Origin of the sequence: Collinsella sp. TF10-11AT, from assembly GCF_003437565.1 — a bacterium.
Lineage (GTDB): Bacteria > Actinomycetota > Coriobacteriia > Coriobacteriales > Coriobacteriaceae > Collinsella.
The window spans coordinates 1-759 of record NZ_QSQW01000034.1; the positions used below are offsets into that span (position 1 = coordinate 1).

Here is a 759-nt window from a genome sequence, read left to right on the forward strand (position 1 = left end):
AATCAGAACCACCCTTAAAAAGGGTGGTTTGCTCTTAGGGTATAACCCACGGGCCCCGGGCTCGCGTCTAAAGGCGCGGGCCCGGACTTCGTCCAGGCCTAGTGCATCTTGACCCGTGGCGCGCCGGTCGAACCGGCGGCATCACCCCCTCTTGAAGGGGTCCTCGTACTCCTTCACGCTCAGCTTGTCCAGTGCGATGTCGTGGGACTCCTGCTCCCTGATGTACTTGGCGATCGTCGCCTCGTTCAGGCCGACGGTGGACACGTAGTAGCCCTCCGCCCAGAACTTCCTGTTGCCGAACTTGTACTTGAGGCTGGCGTGCCTGTCGAATATCATCAGCGAGCTCTTCCCCTTCAGGTAGCCCATGACGCTCGCGACGCTGTACTTCGGCGGGATCGCCAGCAGCACGTGCACGTGGTCGGGCATCAGGTGCCCCTCGATTATCTCGATCCCCTTGTACTCGCACAGCTTCCTGAGGATCTCCCCTATGTCGCTCCTGATTTGGTTGTAGATCACTTTGCGCCTATACTTCGGCGTGAACACGATGTGGTACTTGCACATCCACTTCGTGTGGGAAAGGCTGTAGGCCTTCTGGGCCATGGCGACCACCCCTTCGACTCGAATTCTTGACGGCCTGAACAATCGTCAATATCGGTCGGAGGGGTGGCTTTGTAAAGCCGTTTGTCTCCACCCGCGTAGCGGGTGGTTTAAAGCTGGCCGCTGCGCGGCCAGCAGACTAAAGTCTTGAACGCAAGAAAA

At 58.5% G+C, this 759-nt stretch carries 1 protein-coding gene; it reads right to left on the reverse strand.

The window, feature by feature from the left end; translation table 11 throughout:
* Positions 1-141 precede the first annotated feature (141 nt).
* Complete coding sequence (gene tnpA / locus DXC99_RS10220) at positions 142-600, reverse strand: IS200/IS605 family transposase (protein ID WP_117630087.1); 459 nt, start codon at positions 598-600, stop codon at positions 142-144.
* Positions 601-759: the final 159 nt, after the last annotated feature.